The following is a 16364-nucleotide window of genomic DNA, read 5'->3' on the forward strand; positions in this document are numbered from 1 at the left end:
GGTTGCTTTTCAGTGCGCGGGTATCCGCAGCAGCGAGCGTACGCTGGTTATCCAGGCTTCGGGCAGCGGACTCGCGGTGCAGAACGCATCGAGCTTTCGTTCCAGTTCCTCGGCCGTCGACTGCTGCAGACCGGCATCGCCGGACAGTTTGTCCAGCAACGGCGAATTCAGGTGAATCCAGTCGATGGCCGCCAACCCCGGTTCGGTTTCGACGCTTCTGACCGTGAAAGACGGCCCCAGGCGGGAAGTGCGGGACTGGCGCAGCCACAGGATGGGGCCCGGTGGCGCGGTGCGGTCGATGATCAGCGGGCGGATCAGCGCCGTACCCGTCACCGGGCTGGCATTGATCAGCCCCATATGCAGCGAGTAGGTATGATCCTCGACCAGGCTTGCACGCATTTCCGGTGGTTCCGCGTCCTGCTGGTCGACAAGCTGCCCTTCGCTGATGGCGCCGCGTATCCAGCGCCCCTGTGCCGCCATGTGGCGGATCAGCGCCACCGCAATGCAGGCGCAGCGCTCGAGCGACTGCTCGTGGAGTTCGCTGGCTATCAGAAAGCCGTCACCGCACTGCAACACGAACAGCTGCCTCGGATGTTCCGGGCAGCCGTACCGTCCCATGCGGAATATGGCCTGCATCAGCAGATCGACCGAAAGCAGGACTTCGCTTTCGGGACCGCAGCAGGCGCTGTGGCCGTCAACGGCCATGAAAAGCGACCAGCGATCGGACACGATACCTGCTCCCATAGCCAACAATCCAACAGCCTGCCGGCAGCCTGGTGCGTGCCGGCTTCTTCTACTAAAGACAACGACAGGCGTCGATCGTGCCCCCGCGATGATGTCGGGCCGGCCTTACCGCAAGGAGCGCGCGCCAGCGGGAGTTGCATCCTGGCGCGGATCGCGGCAACCTTGCGCGCTCGCTCGAAGCGCTGTGGCGGCATGCCCAAGGTTTCAGGAAGTCATCAGAGGATCGAAAGTTGAAGCAGGAATCTCCGTCCCCCGTCATTTCCGAACAGGGGGTGTCAAGACTCGTGATCGCACTGTTCGCGGCCATCGCGGGCTACATGCTGTATCGCCTCTACGACCCGGTCGGGTTCGGTATGAACGCGGTACTGGTCAGCGTGTGCGCGATGCTGCTGTTGAGCCTCGTCCGAGTCAATGTCGTTATCGCGCTGATCACGGCGTCGATGCTCGGCGGGGCGATCGGTGGCCTGTCCGTCGAAAAGACCCTGGAGTCGTTCAACGCGGGTTTGAGCGGCGGTGCCCAGATTGCCCTGAGCTACGCGCTTCTCGGCGCCTTTGCGGTGGCCATATCCAAGTCGGGTATTCCCCATATGCTGGCGGATCGTATCGCTGCGCTGCTCGGCCAGGCGGGTGATGAGCGGCGGGCCGGACAGATCCGCTACGCGCTGATCGCGCTGATACTGGTCTTCGCCTGTGCCTCGCAGAACATCGTGCCGATTCATATCGCCTTTATTCCGCTGCTGGTGCCGCCGCTGCTTTACGTCATGGCGAGGCTGCAGATGGACCGACGGCTTGTCGCCTGCGTGCTGACCTTCGGTCTGGTGACGCCCTACATGCTGCTGCCGGTCGGGTTCGGTTCGATCTTCCTCAATGACATCCTGCTGGCCAACGTTGCCAAGAGCGGACTGGACGTCAGCAACATAGATCCATTTTCGGCGATGCTGCTGCCAGCGATGGGCATGATTGCCGGCCTGCTGTTCGCCGTGTTCGTCAGCTACCGCGGCAGGCGCGAGTACGACATCGCCCGTATCGCGCGCAGCGAAAGCACCGGCGCGCCCTATTCCGGCCGGACTCTGGCGGTCGCCGTCGGCGCTATTCTGGCCGCCTTTGTGGTGCAGCTGCAAACCGGCTCGATGGTGCTGGGTGGCCTGAGCGGCTTCCTGATCTTTTCGCTCTCCGGCGTGCTGAAGTGGCGCGAGGGTGACGACGCCTTCACCGAAGGCATGAAGATGCTGGCGATGGTTGGCTTCATCATGATCGCTGCCAGCGGCTTTGCCCAGGTGCTGCGTGACACCGGGCACATCGACTCGCTGGTCAGCGCGTCGGCGGAATTCGTGGCCGGCAGCAAGGTGCTGGCCGCGCTGGCAATGCTGGTGGTCGGGTTGCTGATCACTCTGGGGATCGGTTCCTCCTTCTCAACCATTCCGATCATCGCCGCGATTTATGTACCGCTGGCCATGCAGCTGGGTTTTTCACCGCTGGCGATCGTGGCGCTGGTGGGCACAGCGGCTGCGCTGGGCGATGCCGGTTCGCCGGCCTCGGACTCGACGCTGGGGCCCACCGCGGGACTCAATATCGACGGTCAGCATAACCATATCTGGGATACCGTGGTGCCGACTTTCCTGCACTACAACCTGCCGCTGTTGCTGTTTGGCTGGTTCGCGGCCTGTACCCTCTGATTCAGGGTCCGTAGCCCGGGGGGTTGGCACAGCCATTGCTTCGTAAGTTGTCGACGTTTCACCGAAGTCTGGAGTAGAAGCGGTCAGGGCATCATGGCCCGGGACATTGCTCTGGTCGGTGAGGATTGGCAGGTCGGTTGTTGACTACCTGCCTTCTTTCACAGGCAACTGAAGGAAGCAATTTCATGTCCGCAATACTGATCAAGAACGGCTGGCTGGGACTGGAAGGCCAGCGCGATATCCGCATCCGTGGGACGCGTATAGACGCCATTGGCAGCCTCGGCCCGGAGCCGGGCGATGAGGTGATAGACGCCAGTGACAGGGTGATCTATCCCGGCCTGGTCAACACCCATCATCATCTGTTTCAGTCCATTCTCAAGGGCATCGCCGAAGGTCTCGATCAGGGGCTGGGCGACTGGCTGCAGTCGGTTCCTTACCGTCACTGGCCCAAGTTCACTCCGGAAATGCTCTATACCGCGGCCAAGGTCGGGTTTAGCGAGCTGTTGCGCAGCGGCTGCACCACCTGCGCGGACCACCACTATCTGTATCACGCCGACAGCTCGCCGGAAATGGAAGCTGTGCTGTTCCAGGCGGCACGCGAGGTCGGCATCCGTTATGTGCTTTGCCGGGGCGGCACCACCGGCAAGATGACCCACAAGGGCATGCAGAAGGCCGGTGTCGAGGCTGAAACGCTGGAGCAGTATCTGACGCGTACCGAAGCGGCTGCGAACCTCTATCACCAGGAAGGTGATGATGCCCTTTCCCGAGTCGTGGTGGCGCCGACCACCCTGGTGCACTCGATGCCGCCGGCGCATATGAAGGAAGTGGCTGCGTTCGCGCGCGGTCGCGGACTGCGACTGCATTCGCATCTGCTCGAAGTGCCCTTCGACGACCAGGTCGCGCGCGAGCGTTACGGCTGCAGCGCGGTGGAGCTGGCGTCGCGGTGCGACTGGCTTGGAGAGGATGTCTGGTTCGCCCACCTGGTCAACGCCTCTCCCGAGGACCGCAGGTTGCTGGGCGAGACGGCAACCGGGGTGTCGCACTGCCCGATTTCGAATGCCCGTCTTGGCAGCGGCATCGCCCCGGTTCCCGAAATGGCGGCGGCGGGCATGCAGGTTTCGATCGGTGTCGATGGCTCCGGTTCCGCCGAAGGCGGAAGTCTGATTGGCGAGCTTTATTCAGCCTGGCTGCTGCACCGTACCCGCCTTGGGGCCGAGGCGACCTCTGTTGCACAGGTTCTGAAATGGGGCAGCGAAGACGGTGCCCGTTTGCTTGGGTATCCGACGCTCGGCCGGCTCGAGGTCGGCGCGCCGGCGGATCTGGTGATATTCGATCTGGACCAGCCGCGCTATGCGGGTGTGTGGGAGCAGGCGCAGGCGCCGATACTCTGTGGCGAGCCGGCTTCGGTCGAGCGGGTGATGGTCGCTGGTCGCTGGTCGATGGTCGATGGCCGGATGCCGGGTACGGACGAACGTCAGCTGGCAGCGCAGGCGCGCGCCACAGTCTCTCAGCTGCGCGCCCTCGATTAGGGCACCGAATAAAAAACGAACCAATAGAGTGCGCCCCGGGTGCCCTTCCGGGGCCAGAAACCGCGCTGCAGCGGGTTTCACGGCACTGGCACAGCCATTGCTAATCGCTAATCAGTAAGTACGAACGGGCCTGACAGCATTGGGCTGAACAGGCCCGGAGTTGAGTAGAAGCGGTTAGAGCACTCCGGTGCTCGGGACATTGCTCATCTCGGTGTCGCTATGCTTCGGTGGGAGCCAGGGCTCCGATGGTGCATTGCACGGAGATGTCGCGTTGATCGTTACCACGCCGTGTAGTCCCGGATCCTCCTCCACCGTTAGCAGTGTCGACCGACCATCTGCAAACAGTGGAGATCAACGATGATAAGCCGTTCTGTCTTTACCGCCCTGTCTCTTACCCTGACCCTCGGTGCCGGCCCGGCGTTCGCGGCCGACAAGGTCACCTACCAGCTGGACTGGCTGCCCGGTGGCGACAAGGCGCCGGTCTACGTCGGTATTCAGCAGGGCTTCTTCGCCGAAGAGGATCTCGAGGTGAGCATCTCCGGTGGCCGGGGTTCCACCGATGCCATAACCAAGCTGGCGACCGGCAACGCCGATATTGGTTCGGCGGACATCGGTGCACTGCTTGCCGCCAAGGCGCAGTCAGAGGTTCCGGTGACTGCGGTTTACTCGGTCTTCACCCAGGCGCCGCATGCGTTCATGGTGCTGGCGGACAGTGATGTCAAAAGTGTCAGGGACGTCGCCGGCAAGAAAGTTGCGACCTCGCCGTTCACGTCGTCGAACGTATACCTGCCGCAGGTGCTCAAGGACAACGGTCTCGACCTGTCAGAGATTAAGCTGACCAAGTCCGACCCGGGCGCGCTGGGGCCGATGATGGTGACCGGCCAGACCGACGTCGTAATCTCCTGGGTCACGGACACTCAGCGCTACCGTTCCCAGGCGGAATCTGTCGGCAAATCTCTCAGGGTACTGCCCTGGTCCGAAGCCGGTCTCGAGCTCTACAGCGCAACCCTGGTCGCCAGCGATCGCTTCCTCAAGGAGCGGCCGGACGTCGCCAAACGATTTGTCCGCGCCTTTGCCCGGTCGGTGGCCTTCACCAACGAGAATCCGGAAACCGCGGGTGCGAACATCAATGCCATGGTGCCCGAGGTCGATGCTGCCGTGGCGGCGGACACCATCGTCGACACCATGAAACTGGTCTACAACGAGGTCAGCGAACGGGATGGCATGGGGCAGCTCGAGCCGACGCGTCTGGCCAGCACCTGGCAACTGGTGGCCGCGGCGCAGCAGCTCGATCCGTCCGCTCTCGATGTCGAGACCGCTGTGGATCGCAGCTTCATGCCGGAGTGATCAGATGAAACCTTACGTTAGCTTCGAGCAGATCAGTCAGGTGTTCAGCCGCCCTGACGGTAGCAGCCTGATGGCGTTGAAGGATGTGAGTTTCGATATCGGCCGGCACGAGTTCGTTGCGGTGGTCGGCCCTTCCGGCTGTGGCAAGTCGACGCTGCTGCGACTGTTGTCGGGGCTGTTGAGGCCGACCCGTGGGCAGGTGACGCTGTTCGGGCAGCCGGTCACCGAGCCCAGGGACGAGGTGGGCATCGTGTTCCAGAAGCCGACACTGCTGCCCTGGCTCAACGCGCTCGAGAATGTCGTGTTTCCCGTTCGTCACAAGACAGGTCGGGTGTCCCGTGCCGACTACGAGCGTGCCCGGGAGCTGATCGAAATGGTCGGCCTCGGCGATTTCTGCGATCGCATGCCCGGCGAGTTGTCGGGGGGCATGCAGCAACGTCTCGGGATCGCCCGGGCGTTGCTGCTCGATCCCGAGGTGCTGCTGATGGACGAACCCTTCTCTGCCCTCGATGCATTGAGCCGCGAAGAGATGGGCTTCGAGTTGCTGCGCATCTGGAACGAAAGGCCCAAGACGGTGCTCTTCATCACTCACTCCATTACCGAAGCCGTGCTGCTGTCGGACCGCGTGCTGGTGATGAGTGAGCGTCCGGGAACCCTGGTCGAGAACATCGAGATCGACCTGCCCCGTCCCCGCACTGCTGCTTCGATACAGGAAGAACGTTTCCATGAATACTCAAGTCAAATCCGAGACCTTATCTACCGACCGCACTATGCCGCCTGAGCACAGCCTGCGGTCTTCGGTGGCGCTGTTGCTGTCGAGGCAGGCGCCGTTGCTTACGCTGCTGAGCTTTCTGCTGGCGTGGGAGTTTGGCTGCCGGCTCGGCGCAGTGCCCGAGTACCTTTTGCCTGCGCCCAGCGTCATACTGGCCGCATTCACCGATGTCGAGGCGGTGCGCTGGCTGGGTCACCTGTGGTCTACCCTGCGCGTGGCCCTGCTTGGCTTTCTGATCTCGATCGCGGTGAGCCTTCCGCTGGCGGTTGGCATGGTGCGTTCGCGTTATCTGTCCCGCACCCTCTACCCGGCGCTGGTGGTCATTCAGTCGACACCCATCGTCGCGGTGGCGCCGCTGATCATCGTGATTCTGGGCACCGGTGATGCACCGCGTATTCTGATCACCTGTCTGATCAGCTTCTTCCCGATCGTCGTTGCGGCCACCACCGGGATGATGTCGACGCCGCCCGAGTTGATCGAGCTTTCGCGCTCGCTCAAGGCGAGGCCGTCCCGTGAGATCTGGCAGATTCGTCTGCCCTACGCTGTGCCGCATTTGTTTAGCGGATTCAAGGTGGCGATCACGCTGTCGATCATCGGTGCGGTCGTGGCCGAGTTCGTTGCCGCGGAACAGGGGCTCGGATACTTCGTGCAGTTCTCCACCTCCTACTTCAAGATCCCGCAGGCCTTTGCCGGCCTCTTCTTCCTGTCGGCGGTGAGCCTGGTGCTGTTCAAGCTGGTGCAGTTCGTTCAAAAGCGTCTGTTTCCCTGGAGCCTGTCAGAACCCAAGCAGCACTGAGCGGACGTCTTCATTTCAGTCATCCGGCCTGGCCGGAAGTCATCGCAGAGTAGAAGCAGACAGGCTTATCCGGGTCATTGCTCTGATTACCCGTTGGCGCCCAGCTTTCAGGTTGAGGGGGCGCCCAGATAATCAGGAGAGTTAGAATGCAGACACAGAACAGTTCCTATGCCCTGGATGAACTCAATCTCGAGACGACCCTTGGGCAGCGTGGTCAGGAACGGCATCGGGAAGTGCCGCTGATAGACCTGTCGGGCTTTGATGCGCGGCGCGATGAAGTTACCGCGCAGTTATGGGAAGCCGCCACCGATATCGGCTTCTTCCAGCTCGCCAATCACGGTATAGAGGTCGATCGTATTCGGGATGCCTTCTCGATGGCGGAGCGCTTCTTCGATCTGCCGGATGAAACCAAGGCGCGGTATCCGCTGCGCGACGGTCAGAACGCTGGCTGGGAAACCCGGGCCCAGGTCCGGCCTTCGACAGGGACGGCCGATCAGAAGGAGTCCTATCAGGTTACGCTGCCGCGTATGGAAGGGCTTTGGCCCGGACCGGATGTGCTGGACGGCTTCCGGCAGGAGATGCTCAGATTCGAGGCCAGCTGTCACCAGCTCGGCATGAAGGTGCTCTCGTGCTTTGCCGATCGCCTTGGCTTCGATCGGGACTTCTTCAGCCGGGCGCACGATCCGGCGAGCGAGACCTACCAGAGCACACTACGCTTGCTGCACTACTATGCCCTACCGCCTGAGTACCGTCCCGAGGAAGGCTATTGGCGTGCCGGCGCGCATACCGACTTCGACTGTCTGACCATGGTATTTCAGCAAACGGGTCAGGGGGGGCTGCAGCTGTGCCCGGGCAAGGAAGCCGGCTCCAACGAGTGGACCAGTGTGGAGCCGAATACCGAGATCATCACCTGCAACATCGGCGATATGCTGATGCGCTGGAGCGACGATGCGCTCAAGTCCACCCTGCACCGGGTGCGGATGCCGGAGCTCGATGAATACACCGGAGCCCGTTTCAGCCTCGCCTATTTCTGCCAGGCGAACAAGGACGTGGTGATCGAGGGACCTCAGGGAAAGTATCCGCCGATCACCGCGGCAGACTACCTGCACCATCGCATCCAGGCCAATTTTGGTGATCGCGGCTAACCCTGCCGCTGCGCTGTAAAAAGGGGCTGCCATCCTGCAGCCCTTTGTTCCACGTGGAACCTTCAGGCCGATCCGCTGCCGGATGAGCCTTTCGCATCTGTGAAGAGCCGGCTGCCGAGCTGCACGCTACCCACCAGAATCGCGCCTGCGACCAGCCCGATAAAACCGCCGCTAAGCGGTCCGAACAACCAGGAGGCCAGCGTGCCGGCACTTGCTTCGAGCTGCTCGGCGAGGCTGTGCTGCAGGTGTTCGGCACCCGGCAGGCCGTGAAGCAGAATCCCGCCACCGACCAGGAACATCGCTGCAGTGCCGACGACCGAAAGGAGTTTCATAAGCATCGGAGCGCCTTTAAGCAGTGCGCGCCCGAGTGCTCTGCCGGCGCTGTGAAGAGTGCTGCCTTCCTCTCTGCTGATCAGAAAGAGCCCCGCATCGTCGAGTTTGACGATACCGCCGACGAGGCTGTAAACCGCGATCGTCATGAACAGCGCGACAGCACTGACTACGGCGACCTGGGTGATGAAGCCGGATTCGCTGACAATCCCCAGGGCGATCACGATGATTTCGGCCGACAGTATAAAGTCGGTCCGGATCGCGCCGCGGATCTTGTCCCTTTCGTACGCCACCAGATCGACTTCGGGATCGCTGAGCGCCTTGAGCTTTTCACGATGCTGCTCTGCTTCGTCGGCGTTTCGGTGAAGCCAGTGGTGGGCGATTTTTTCGAAGCCCTCATAGCAGAGATAGGCGCCGCCGAGCATCAGCATCGGCAGGATCAGCCAGGGCGCGATGGCGCTGATCAGCAGCGCGGCCGGTACCAGAATCAGCTTGTTGAGGAAGGATCCCTTGGCCACTGCCCAGACCACGGGTATCTCGCGCTCGGCCCGAACTCCGGTGACCTGCTCGGCATTGAGCGCCAGATCATCGCCAAGGACGCCGGCGGTTTTCTTGGCCGCCACCTTGGTCATTACCGAGATGTCGTCGAGAACGGTAGCTATATCATCGAGCAGTGCCAGCAGGCTGGTAGCGGCCATGGGAACTCCTTTTCTGGATGAGGATGCAGCCGGTATCGGCGGAATACAGCCCGGCCGGTTTTGACTAGTCTTTCACTATGCATGGGCTGGCGCAGACCGGCGCCGGGTCGCTTGACCCCTGTCTGAGTATGACTGAAAGCGATGACAGTTGCCCACTGTCGCGAAGCGCGGAGAATCCTTATGAGCACAGCCTATCAGCAACTGCTGGAACGCTTTCGTGAACTTCACCGGTTCGCTCACCTTGAGGCGATCTGTCACTGGGACCAGTCGACCATGATGCCGAGCGGCAGTAATGAGGCGCGCAGCGAAGCCCTTGCCGAACTGGCACTGATGCAACATCGCAGACTCACGGCACCGGAGGTGGGTGACTGGATCGCCCAGGCTGACGGCGAGGTGCTGGCGCCGCTGGAGCAGGCCAACCTGCGCGAGATGAAACGGCACTGGCAGCAGGCCATCGCCCTGCCCGATGATCTCGTCGAAGCACAGTCGCTGGCCGGCGCACGTTGCGAGCATGCCTGGCGTGAACAGCGCCGGTCGAACGACTGGCGTGGCTTTTCGGGGAACCTTCGCGAGGTCGTCAGGCTCTGTCGCGAAGAGGCTGACGTCAGGTCCGCTGCCCGTGGGGGTGGGCGCTATGACAGCCTGCTGGATCTCTATGAACCCGGCATGACCAGGGCCCGACTCGACGCATTGTTTGCCGAGATCGGCGGCTGGCTCCCGGACCTGTGCCAGCGTGTGATCGAACGTCAGTCGAGCGATACCTGTCTGAGTCCCGTCGGCCCCTTCCCGACCGATGCGCAGCGCAAACTGGGTCTGGAGGTGATGTCGGCGCTCGGCTTCGACTTCGACCGGGGACGGCTGGATGTCAGTGTGCATCCGTTCTGCGGGGGCGCTCCGGAAGACGTTCGTATCACCACCCGCTACAGCGAAGATGACTTCAGTGGCAGTCTGATGGGCGTTATCCACGAGACCGGTCATGGCTGCTATGAGCAGAACCTTCCACCGGGCTGGCTCGGGCAGCCCGCCGGCGAGGCGCGCTCGATGGGCGTACATGAAAGCCAGAGCCTGCTGTTCGAAATGCAGCTCGCCAGGCATCCGGCGTTTCTGCACTGGATTGCGCCCCGGCTTCTCGACGCCTTCGGCCACGAGGGGCAGTCGCAGGCACTGGCGCCGGACAATCTTCAGAAGCTGTTCACACGGGTGCAGCCGGGCCTGATTCGCGTCGATGCCGACGAGGTGACCTACCCTTTCCATATCATCCTCAGGTACGAGATCGAATGTGGTCTGATCGAAGGTGAGCTCGAGGTCGAGGATATTCCCGAGCTATGGAACGAGAAAATGGAAGCCTGGCTCGGGCTGTCCACCAGGGGTAATTACCGTGATGGCTGCATGCAGGACATCCACTGGACCGATGGCAGTTTTGGCTATTTCCCCACCTATACGCTGGGCGCGATCTATGCGGCTCAGCTGTTCGCGGCGCTGGAGCGGGAAATCGAGGGGCTGGAGCAGCATATCCGCGACGGAAACTTTGTTGCGCTGACCTGCTGGTTGCGAGAGAAAATCTGGTTGCAGGGCAGCCTGCTCGAGACCGACGAACTGCTGAGGCAGGCGACGGGTGATAGCCCCGATCCCGACTGGTTGCGGCGTCATCTCGAGCGCCGCTATCTGGCGGTAGATTAGTCTGATTGCCCCCTGGTTTTTAGCGGCCCGGTGCCAAACCCGGTTCGCCGCGGGGCACGGCATCCTACGCAGAGGGTGGCATTGAGCCTGACCGTAGGAGCCGGCGCCCCGCCGCGAACAAAGCCAGGACGGAGCCAGACCCGGTTCGCCGCGGGGCGCGGCATCCTACGCACAGAGTGGCATCGCGCATGATCGTAGGAGCCGGCGCCCCGCCGTGAATAAATCCGCTACAGTGCCAGACCGGGTTCGCCGCGGGGCGCGGCATCCTACGCATAGAGTGGCATCGCGCATGACCGTAGGAGCCGGCGCCCCGCCGTGAATAAATCCGCCACAGTGCCAGACCCGGTTCGCCGCGGGGCGCGGGATCCTACGCAGAGGGTGGCATTGAGCCTGACCCAAGAAGCCGGCGCCCCGCCGCGAATAAATCCGCCACAGTGCCAGACCCGGTTCGCCGCGGGGCGCGGCATCCTACGCACAGAGTGGCATCGCGCATGACCGTAAGCCGGCGCCCCGCCGCGAACAAAGCCAGCACGGAGCCAAACCCGGTTCGCCGCGGGGCGCGGCATCCTGCGCATAGAGTGGCATTGAGCCTGACCCAAGGAGTCGGCGCCCCGCCGCGAATAAATCCGCCACAGTGCCAAACCCGGTTCGCCGCGGGGCGCGGCATCCTACGCAGAGGGCGGCATCGAGCATGACCGTAGGAGCCGGCGCCCCGCCGCGAATAAATCCGCCACATTGCCAGGCCCGGTTCGCCGCGGGGCGCGGCATCCTACGCAGAGGGTGGCATTGGGCCTGACCGTAGGAGCCGGCGCCCCGCCGCGAATAAAGCCAGGACGGAGCCAGACCCGGTTCGCCGCGGGGCGCGGCATCCTACGCACAGAGTGGCATCGCGCATGACCGTAGGAGCCGGCGCCCCGCCGCGAATAAATCCGCCACAGTGCCAGACCCGGTTCGCCGTGGGGCGCGGCATCCTACGCAGAGGGTGGCATTGAGCCTGACCCGAGGAGCCGGCGCCCCGCCGCGATCAAAGCCAGCACGGAGCCAAACCCGGTTCGCCGCGGGGCGCGGCATCCTACGCACAGAGTGGCATTGAGCCTGACCCGAGGAGCCGGGCCCCGCCATGAACAAAGCCGGCAATGCGCGCAGCCCGGTTCTACCACCCTGCAAGCCAGCACGCAGGCCAGCACGGCGGGCAGTGGTGATGCGGCTGCGCTTTCCATCGAGCCAAGTCGCAACTGGCCCGAGGGTTCCGGGTTGGTCAGGTAGGTCGTCCAGCGCCTGATGCCAGTCATGATTGCGGTGTTTGCCCCCTCTTCGCCAGTGAACGCAAGAGTCCCCGTGTCTGGCTGGGCATCAGCGCCAGCAGTGCCGCCGTGCGGTGCCTGAGATGTGAATGTTCCACGTGGAACCTGATAAAAAAGAACCCGCCGATTGGCGGGTTCCTTTGTCCTGGCTGGGCTTCGGTGCCGGGCCGGTCAGCTGCCGCCGAGTAGCGAGATATCCGCCACGCCGAGGAAGAGCGCGCGCAGCTGCGACAGCAGCGTGATGCGGTTGTTGCGCACCGCTTCGTCGTCTGCCATGACCATGACCTCATCGAAGAAACGGTCGACGACCTGGCGCAGGCTGGCGAGTTTCTCGAGTGCGAACTGATAGTCGCCGCGACCGAAGGCCGGCTCCAGTTCGACCTGCAGTGCCTTGACTCGCTCGGCCAGGGCTTTCTCGGCGTCTTCGTGCAACAGCGACTCGTCGAGGCTGCTACCGGCGGCTGCGGCCTGCTTGCCGAGGATGTTGCTGACGCGTTTGTTGCCGGCGGCCAGGGCATCGGCTTCCGGCAGAGTGCGGAAATGAGCGACGGCCCGTACGCGACGATCGAAGTCGAGCGGCCGGGTCGGTCGCAGCGCCTGCACCGAGAGGAAAGTCTCGACCGGTATCCCGGCACCCTCGTACCAGGCGCGGAAGCGCTCAAGCATGAAGTCCAGTACCCGCCCTTCCACACCTTCGCGGGCAGAGAGCTGAGAATGATTGTCCGCGGCGATCCGGAGCAGTTCCTCGAGATCGAGGTTGAGCTCCTTCTCGACGATGATGCGCAGTACGCCGAGGGTAGCGCGGCGCAGAGCGAACGGGTCCTTGGAACCGGTCGGGGGCTGGTCGATGCCGAAAAGGCCTACCAGGGTGTCGAGACGGTCGGCGATGGCGACGGCTGCACCGGTCTGGGTTTCCGGCAGACGATCGCCGGCAAAGCGCGGCATGTACTGCTCGTCCTGGGCACGGGCCACTTCTTCCGGCTCGCCGTCATTCAACGCGTAGTGGTAACCCATCAGGCCCTGGAGCTCGGGGAACTCCAGTACCATCTCGGTGACCAGGTCGGACTTCGACAGCAGCGCGGCGCGACCGGCCCAGGCCGGAGAGCCGCCGATTCGTTCAGCGATGGCAGTGGCGAGCTTCGCCACGCGTTCGGTCTTGTCGTGCACGCTGCCCAGATCCTTCTGGAAAACGATCGCCTTGAGCTTTTCGGTGCGGGCCTCGAGCGTGGTCTTCTTGTCGGTTTCGAAAAAGAAGGCGGCGTCGGCCAGGCGCGGACGAATGACCTTTTCGTTGCCGTCGATGATTTGCTGCGGCTCCTTCGAGGCAATGTTGGCGACCGTTATGAAGTACGGCATCAGCCTGCCCTGTCCGTCGAGCAGGTGGAAATACTTCTGGTTGTCCGCCATGGTCGAAATCAGTGCCTGCGCGGGGACCTCCAGGAAGCGCTCCTCGAAGCGTCCGGTCAGGGCCACCGGCCACTCGTTCAGCGCGGTCACTTCATCGAGCAGCGCCGGGTCGATGACCACTTCGCCACCGACCTTTTCCGCCTCGGCCAGCAGCTGACTGCGGATCAGCTCGCGGCGCTCGGCGAAGTCGGCGATGACATGGCCGTTGTCGCGTAGCACGCGTTCGTAGTCGGTCGGTGCGATCAGCTCGATATCGTGGTTGTAGTGGAAGCGGTGACCGCGGGTCTTGCGCCCGGTCCCGACACCGGCAATGGTGCCTGCGATGACCTCGTCACCGAGCAGCATGCAGGCCCATTTGACCGGACGCACGAACTCGGTCCGGGAGGCGCCCCAGCGCATGCGCTTCGGAATCGGAAGCTTGTCCAGCGCGTTCTGGATGATGGCGGGCAGCTCGTCCGCCAGCGGCTTGGCCGCGCTTTCCTGGCGGAAGCACATCTTGCCGTCGATTTCTTCGAGCGCATCGGTACTGGTGCCGCATTTGCGGGCGAAGCCTTCCAGCGCCTTGCTCGGTTTGCCATCGGCGTCGAAGGCGATGCGTGCCGGCGGGCCCTGAACGAAAAACAGGCTTGCCGGTATTTCGGTGGCGAGGTTTTCGATCAGCACGGCGAGGCGGCGCGGCGCGGCGAAGGCGCGGAAACGCGCGGGTGCCAGCAGTGTCTCCGCCTGCTGCCCCAGCACGGCTTCGATGCCCGAGCGGATTTCGCTTTCAAGCGCGTTGGACAGGCTCAGCAGCGCCTTGGGCGGCAGTTCCTCGGTGCCGAGCTCGAACAGGAAATCTTTTGCCATCAGTTTTTCTCCTCAGCGCAGGCGGCCAGTACTTCGTCGCGGATGGCTGGCTCGGCCAGCGGGAACCCGAGCGCCTTGCGGGCATTGAAATAGGCGTGGGCCACATCGCGGGCCAGCGTGCGCACGCGCAGTATGTAGCGCTGGCGCTCGGTAACGGAGATGGCGTGGCGCGCGTCCAGCAGGTTGAAAGTGTGCGACGCCTTGAGCACCTGCTCGTAGGCCGGCAGCGGCAGTGGTGTTTCGAGGGCCAGCAGCTTGTTGCACTCGCGCTCGTGGAACTCGAAGTTGCCGAACAGCGTCTCGACATCGGCGTGTTCGAAGTTGTAGGTCGACTGCTCCACCTCGTTCTGGTGGTAGACGTCGCCATAGGTGACGACGCTGCCGTCCGGGTGCCGCGCCCATATCAGGTCGTAAACGCTGTCGACTTCCTGCAGGTACATGGCGATACGCTCGAGGCCGTAGGTAATCTCGCCGGTCACCGGATAGCATTCGAGACCGCCGGCCTGCTGGAAGTAGGTGAACTGGGTCACCTCCATGCCGTTGAGCCAGACCTCCCAGCCCAGACCCCAGGCGCCGAGTGTCGGCGATTCCCAGTTGTCCTCGACGAAGCGCACATCGTGAACGCCAAGGTCCAGACCCATGCGCTCGAGGGAGCCGAGGTAAAGCTCCTGCAGGTTATCCGGCGATGGCTTGATCACGACCTGGAACTGGTAGTAATGCTGCAGGCGGTTGGGGTTTTCGCCGTAGCGGCCGTCGGTCGGGCGGCGGCTGGGCTGGACGTAGGCTGAGCGCCAGGTCTCGGGCCCGATGGAACGGAGGAAGGTCGCCGGATGGAAGGTGCCCGCACCAACTTCCATATCCAGCGGCTGAACGATGACGCAGCCCTGCTCTGCCCAGTATTGCTGCAAAGCCAGGATCAAGCCCTGGAAGGTGCTGACGTCTGGGGTCACCTTTTCAGTCACGGAGATCACCATCTATTAGTCGATTGGCCAAAATAAGAGCGGAATTATACAGGAAATCGACTGAAAACTGAGGATAGCGCAGCAATTCGGCGCGGGCCGGGAAGCTTCGGGCTGCAGGCGCAGAATCGGATATACTAACGCCCCATAACGTTATGCCTCGACCCGCAACGGAATAGGAAGGGAGCCCCTGTGCTGGACAATCTGAAAGCGGCATTGGTGATCGCGATTCTGGGCCTGCTGGCCCTGCTGCCCCTGAAGTGGGCACATGCCCTGGGGGGCTGGCTCGGGCGCCGGCAGGCGCGCGACCGCAGCGGCAAACTCGCCGCCAACACCTGGCGGAATCTGGAAATGTGTTTTCCCGAACTGGACGATGCCGCCCGTGACAGGCTGGCAACCGAGAGCCTGGAACATACCGGCCGCACCAGCGCCGAGATGGGCATGTCCTGGTTCTGGTCGCCGCGGCGGAGCCTGAAGAAAGTCCGCTCGGTGCACGGTGAGGAAGTGGTGCGCCAGGCGCTGGCAGAGGGTCGCGGTGTGATACTGATGGCGCCCCACCTCGGCAACTGGGAGCTGCTCAATCTTTACGTTTCCAACCGCTATCGGCCGTTCACCGCCATGTACAAGCCTCCGCAGCTGAAGCTGATTGACGATCTGATCCGGCGCCGGCGTGCGCGCCTGGGTACCGACATGGCGCCGGCGAACGCCTCTGGCGTGCGGATGGTGATGAAGGCGCTAAAGCGCGGCGAGATGGTGGGGATCCTGCCGGATCAGCAGCCGGATCGTTCCGGCGGGATCTTTGCGCCCTTTTTCGGCATCGAGGCGCTGACCATGAAACTGGTGCCGCAGCTGGCGCGCCAGACCGGCGCCCGGGTGATCTGCGGCTATGCCAGGCGACTGCCGAAAGGCGAAGGCTACGATATCCATTTCCGCACGGCCGAAGACGGTGTCGGTGACCGGGACCTGCAGCAGGCCGCGGCGGCGATGAACCGCTCGGTCGAGGCCTGCGTTCGCGCGCTGCCCGAGCAGTACCAGTGGGAATACCGGCGTTTCAGCGAAAGGCCCGAGGGTCAGCCGAAGCGGTATGGGAAAAAGTGACGGGTGACGGGTGACAGGTGACGCAAGGGCGTC

The 16364-nt window shown here is 63.2% G+C and carries 12 protein-coding genes; 8 read left to right on the plus strand and 4 right to left on the minus strand.

Annotated features, from left to right (window positions below; all coding sequences use genetic code 11):
• Positions 1 to 9: 9 nt before the first annotated feature.
• Positions 10 to 744, minus strand: coding sequence for a hypothetical protein (locus IEX85_RS03405; RefSeq protein WP_188858338.1), 735 nt, complete (start codon positions 742 to 744; stop codon positions 10 to 12).
• Positions 745 to 1097: 353 nt separating this feature from the next.
• Here IEX85_RS03405 and IEX85_RS03410 point away from each other — a divergent pair, with 353 nt between their 5' ends.
• The 6 genes from IEX85_RS03410 to IEX85_RS03435 all read left to right on the plus strand — a co-directional run bounded on the left by IEX85_RS03410 (position 1098) and on the right by IEX85_RS03435 (position 8009).
• Entirely contained in the window at positions 1098 to 2420 is a 1323-nt protein-coding gene (locus IEX85_RS03410) for a Na+/H+ antiporter family protein (RefSeq protein ID WP_188859390.1), read from the plus strand.
• A gap of 185 nt (positions 2421 to 2605) precedes the next feature.
• Entirely contained in the window at positions 2606 to 3949 is a 1344-nt protein-coding gene (locus tag IEX85_RS03415; protein ID WP_188858339.1) for an amidohydrolase family protein, read from the plus strand.
• A gap of 357 nt (positions 3950 to 4306) precedes the next feature.
• Positions 4307 to 5296 carry an ABC transporter substrate-binding protein gene (locus tag IEX85_RS03420; RefSeq protein ID WP_188858341.1) on the plus strand — a complete coding sequence of 330 codons (990 nt, stop codon included), beginning with the start codon at positions 4307 to 4309 and terminating at the stop codon, positions 5294 to 5296.
• Positions 5297 to 5300: 4 nt separating this feature from the next.
• Positions 5301 to 6077: an ABC transporter ATP-binding protein gene (locus IEX85_RS03425; protein ID WP_188858343.1), complete on the plus strand. Its 777-nt coding sequence runs from the start codon at positions 5301 to 5303 to the stop codon at positions 6075 to 6077.
• Complete coding sequence (locus IEX85_RS03430; RefSeq protein ID WP_229721775.1) at positions 6022 to 6864, plus strand: ABC transporter permease; 843 nt, start codon at positions 6022 to 6024, stop codon at positions 6862 to 6864. Before IEX85_RS03425 ends, IEX85_RS03430 begins: the two co-directional genes overlap by 56 nt.
• A 146-nt stretch (positions 6865 to 7010) precedes the next feature.
• Positions 7011 to 8009 (plus strand): isopenicillin N synthase family dioxygenase, encoded by a 999-nt coding sequence (locus IEX85_RS03435; protein WP_188858345.1) that lies wholly within the window; start codon positions 7011 to 7013, stop codon positions 8007 to 8009.
• A gap of 62 nt (positions 8010 to 8071) precedes the next feature.
• Here the strand turns inward: IEX85_RS03435 and IEX85_RS03440 are convergent, their stop codons facing one another.
• Complete coding sequence (locus tag IEX85_RS03440) at positions 8072 to 9037, minus strand: DUF808 domain-containing protein (RefSeq protein WP_188858346.1); 966 nt, start codon at positions 9035 to 9037, stop codon at positions 8072 to 8074.
• 180 nt (positions 9038 to 9217) lie between these two features.
• Between IEX85_RS03440 and IEX85_RS03445 the strand changes: the two genes are divergently transcribed.
• Positions 9218 to 10717 (plus strand): carboxypeptidase M32, encoded by a 1500-nt coding sequence (locus IEX85_RS03445; protein WP_188858348.1) that lies wholly within the window; start codon positions 9218 to 9220, stop codon positions 10715 to 10717.
• A gap of 1475 nt (positions 10718 to 12192) precedes the next feature.
• Here IEX85_RS03445 and glyS read toward each other — a convergent pair.
• Positions 12193 to 14274: a glycine--tRNA ligase subunit beta gene (glyS, locus tag IEX85_RS03450; protein ID WP_229721776.1), complete on the minus strand. Its 2082-nt coding sequence runs from the start codon at positions 14272 to 14274 to the stop codon at positions 12193 to 12195.
• A complete protein-coding gene (glyQ, locus tag IEX85_RS03455; RefSeq protein WP_188858350.1) occupies positions 14274 to 15248 on the minus strand; it encodes a glycine--tRNA ligase subunit alpha in 975 nt (324 codons plus the stop codon). The genes glyS and glyQ overlap by 1 nt, the downstream gene beginning before the upstream one ends.
• 177 nt (positions 15249 to 15425) lie before the next feature.
• Between glyQ and IEX85_RS03460 the strand changes: the two genes are divergently transcribed.
• A complete protein-coding gene (locus tag IEX85_RS03460) occupies positions 15426 to 16331 on the plus strand; it encodes a lysophospholipid acyltransferase family protein (RefSeq protein WP_229721777.1) in 906 nt (301 codons plus the stop codon).
• Positions 16332 to 16364 lie beyond the last annotated feature (33 nt).

The sequence above is a fragment of the Marinobacterium nitratireducens genome, assembly GCF_014645375.1.
Taxonomy (GTDB): Bacteria; Pseudomonadota; Gammaproteobacteria; order Pseudomonadales; family Balneatricaceae; genus Marinobacterium_A; species Marinobacterium_A nitratireducens.